The organism is Kitasatospora sp. NPDC059160 (assembly GCF_042755465.1).
Lineage (GTDB): Bacteria > Actinomycetota > Actinomycetes > Streptomycetales > Streptomycetaceae > Kitasatospora.
The window spans coordinates 1,600-4,799 of record NZ_JBHZCN010000061.1; the positions used below are offsets into that span (position 1 = coordinate 1,600).

General features: G+C 73.4%; 3 protein-coding genes. 1 reads left to right on the forward strand and 2 read right to left on the reverse strand.

The window, feature by feature from the left end; all coding sequences use genetic code 11:
• Window positions 1-138: 138 nt before the first annotated feature.
• Together ACFXOZ_RS24880 and ACFXOZ_RS24885 are read right to left on the reverse strand one after the other, a co-directional pair.
• Window positions 139-855 (reverse strand): response regulator transcription factor, encoded by a 717-nt coding sequence (locus ACFXOZ_RS24880; RefSeq protein ID WP_350511717.1) that lies wholly within the window; start codon window positions 853-855, stop codon window positions 139-141.
• A 319-nt stretch (window positions 856-1,174) separates the two neighbouring features.
• Window positions 1,175-1,834, reverse strand: a complete 660-nt coding sequence (locus ACFXOZ_RS24885; protein ID WP_375888289.1) for a DUF3000 domain-containing protein — start codon at window positions 1,832-1,834, stop codon at window positions 1,175-1,177.
• 236 nt (window positions 1,835-2,070) lie between these two features.
• Between ACFXOZ_RS24885 and hemE the strand changes: the two genes are divergently transcribed.
• On the forward strand, window positions 2,071-3,084 hold the full coding sequence (hemE, locus tag ACFXOZ_RS24890; protein ID WP_375888482.1) for a uroporphyrinogen decarboxylase: 1,014 nt from the start codon (window positions 2,071-2,073) through the stop codon (window positions 3,082-3,084).
• The last annotated feature ends 116 nt before the right edge of the window (window positions 3,085-3,200 follow it).

A 3,200-nucleotide genomic window follows, 5' to 3' on the forward strand; every position in this document is an offset into this window, starting at 1 on the left:
TCCTGCTCCCGGGGCCCGGCTGTGTCTCCCCGGGGGCCGCGGCCCTGGGTTCGCGGAGTGGGGTGTTTGCTGCACGCAAGGAGGAACGTTCCTCCTGGGCCGCCGACGGTTCGCGGAGCGGTTTCGGCCCCGGCCGGCTCAGTGGATGATGCCGGTGCGCAGCGCGACCGCGACCATCCCGGCGCGGTCGCCGGTGCCGAGCTTGCGGGCGATCCGGGCCAGGTGGCTCTTCACGGTGAGCGCGGACAGGCCCATCGCGACGCCGATCGCCTTGTTCGACTGGCCCTCGGCGACCAGCCGCAGCACCTCGACCTCGCGGCCGGACAGCTCGCGGTAGGCGGTCTGCTGCGGGCCCGGCGCTCCGGGGGCACCCGGTGCGCCCGGGGCACCGGCGGCACCCGGCATGCCCGGCATTCCGGGGCGGCGCATCCGGCCGGCCAGCCCGGCGGCGCCGAGCGGCAGGCCCGGGCGGCCGGGCATCGCGACGTTGGTGCGGGTGCCGGTGACCACGTAACCCTTGACGCCGCCCGCGAGCGCGCTGCGGACCGCGCCGATGTCGTCGGCGGCGGACAGGGCCAGGCCGTTGGGCCAGCCCGCGGCGCGGGTCTCGGCGAGGATGGTGAGTCCGGAGCCGTCCGGCAGGTGGACGTCGGCGACGCAGATGTCGCGCGGGGTGGAGACCCGGGGGCGGGCCTCGGCGATCGAGGACACCTCGATCACGTCGCGGACGCCGAGCGCCCAGAGGTGGCGGGTGACGGTGTTTCGGACGCGGGGATCGGCGATGACCACCATGGCGGTGGGCTTGGTCGGGCGGTAGGCGACCACGTTTGCGGGGTGCTCAAGAAGGACCGACACCAGGCCTCCTGCGGGGAGTGGCGGACGGAACCCCGAGGGGGCGGTCGGAGTGTTCCGCGTTCGGAAAGGGTCACAGTCTGCTTCGGCAGCTACCGTGCCCGGCTTTAGCGAAAGATCACGATCTAGTGAGTAACAATACGGACAAATCGCGCATATGACTGATGCGACATGCCTGGAATTCGTACAAAATCGATCAGATCCATGACAGATCGATCGACTTTGAGCAGGTAATTGACGCAGAGCAGGGCCGAAGCCACACTCCGTCAGTCCTGGGGGTGGCATCGGGGCGGACGGTGCCGTCCGGCCCGGACGCCACCCTTCAGTGCGACCGGGGGCGTCGCCGGGCGGGCATCGGGACCACTCCACCGAGTGACGTGACCTCGGCCGGCGGCGGGGACGGGTTGGCCGGCGGCAGTCCGGCGCTGATGCAGAGCAGGTCGCCCCAGGCCGCCAGGTGCCGCTCGAACCGGCCGTCGGCCGGCGTCCAGGAGGCCCGGATCTCGATCTCGGTCGCCGCGGGGCGGTCCGCCAGGCCGCCGAAGTACTGCGAGGCGCAGCGGGTCACCGTGCCGGACGGCTCCGCGTACCCGGCGCCGTGCGCCTGCAGCGCGTCCAGCAGCCAGGCCCAGCCGACCTCGGAGAGCAGCGGGTCGCCGGCCATCTCCGGCTCCAGCTCCGCCCGGGTCATCGTGACCACCCGGAACTCCCCGTTCCAGGCCTCCTGCCCGGCCGGGTCGTACAGCAGGACCAGCCGGCCGTCGGCCAGCTCCTCGTCGTCCACCTCCACGGTGGCGGTCAGCGCGAAGGCGTACGGGGCCAGCCGGCGCGGGGCCGGCGCGGGGGAGAGCTGGAGCTCCGGCCGCAGCCGGGCCCCGTCGAGGGCCTCCACGGCGGCCCGGAACTCGCTCGGCGCCCCCTCCCGACCCGTTCCGCCACCTGTTCCGCCACCTTGCGCGGGGTGCCCGCCGACCGCTGCCATGACCCGAAGACTAGGTCGAAGACCGGGGTTATCGCCGCAACTTCCGTCCGAGCGGCGTGCCGGAACGGCAAACCCGGCCAGATCTTGGAGGAACCGACGAGACCACCCGGGAAGGGTGCCCCCGGGCGCGTGCGAAGATTTGACCCGTGAGCGAGACTACGGCAGACCCGACGGCGGCCACCCCCGACGGCCGAAGCACCCCCGCGCGCCGCGGCGCCGCGCACGACTCCGCGTTCCTGCGCGCCTGCCGGCACGAGCCGGTGCCGCACACGCCGGTGTGGTTCATGCGCCAGGCGGGCCGCTCGCTGCCCGAATACCTGAAGGTCCGCGAGGGCATCCCCATGCTGGAGTCCTGCATGCGGCCCGAGCTGGTCAAGGAGATCACCCTCCAGCCGGTGCGCCGGCACAAGGTGGACGCGGCGATCTTCTTCAGCGACATCGTGGTGCCGCTCAAGGCCGTCGGCATCGACGTGGACATCAAGCCCGGCATCGGCCCGGTCATCGCCGACCCGATCCGCACCTTCGAGGACCTCAACCGGCTGCGCCCGCTGGAGCCCGACGACGTCCCCTACGTCACCGAGGCCGTCGGCCTGCTGGTCGACGAGCTCGGCGGGACCCCGCTGATCGGCTTCGCGGGCGCGCCGTACACGCTCGCCAGCTACCTGATCGAGGGCGGGCCCTCCAAGAACCACGAGAACACCAAGGCCATGATGTACGGGCAGCCCGAGCTCTGGGCCGCCCTGCTGGACCGCCTCGCCGACATCACCTCCGCCTTCCTCAAGGTGCAGATCGAGGCCGGCGCCTCCGCGGTCCAGCTGTTCGACTCCTGGGTCGGCGCGCTCGCCCCGGACGACTACCGCCGCTCGGTGATGCCCGCCAGCACCAAGGTCTTCGACGCCGTCGCCCACTACGGGGTGCCGCGGATCCACTTCGGCGTCGGCACCGGCGAGCTGCTCGGGCTGATGGGCCAGGCCGGCGCGGACATCGTCGGCGTCGACTGGCGGGTGCCGCTGAACGTCGCCGCCGAGCGGGTCGGCGCGGGCAAGGCCCTCCAGGGCAACCTCGACCCGGCGGTGCTGTACGCGCCCACCAAGGTCGTCGAGACCAAGGCCCGCGAGGTGCTGCACGCCGCCCAGGCGCTCGGCACCAGCGGCCACATCTTCAACCTCGGCCACGGCGTGATGCCGTCCATGGACCCGGACGCGCTCAGCCGCCTGGTCGCCTTCGTGCACGAGGCCAGCGCGCGCTGACGCCCCGCGGCGGGGGGGGGGCCCCGGGGGGGGGGGGGGCCCCCCCCCCCCGCCGCAAGCCGACCCAAACACCCCGGGGCCTGGGGAGTGGCCGGCGCCGGGGGGGCCGGCCGGGG

Bases quoted from the DNA above. Each gene is read 5' to 3' on its own strand.
- ACFXOZ_RS24885 (WP_375888289.1), bottom strand. From the start codon at position 1,834: ATGGCAGCGGTCGGCGGGCACCCCGCGCAAGGTGGCGGAACAGGTGGC.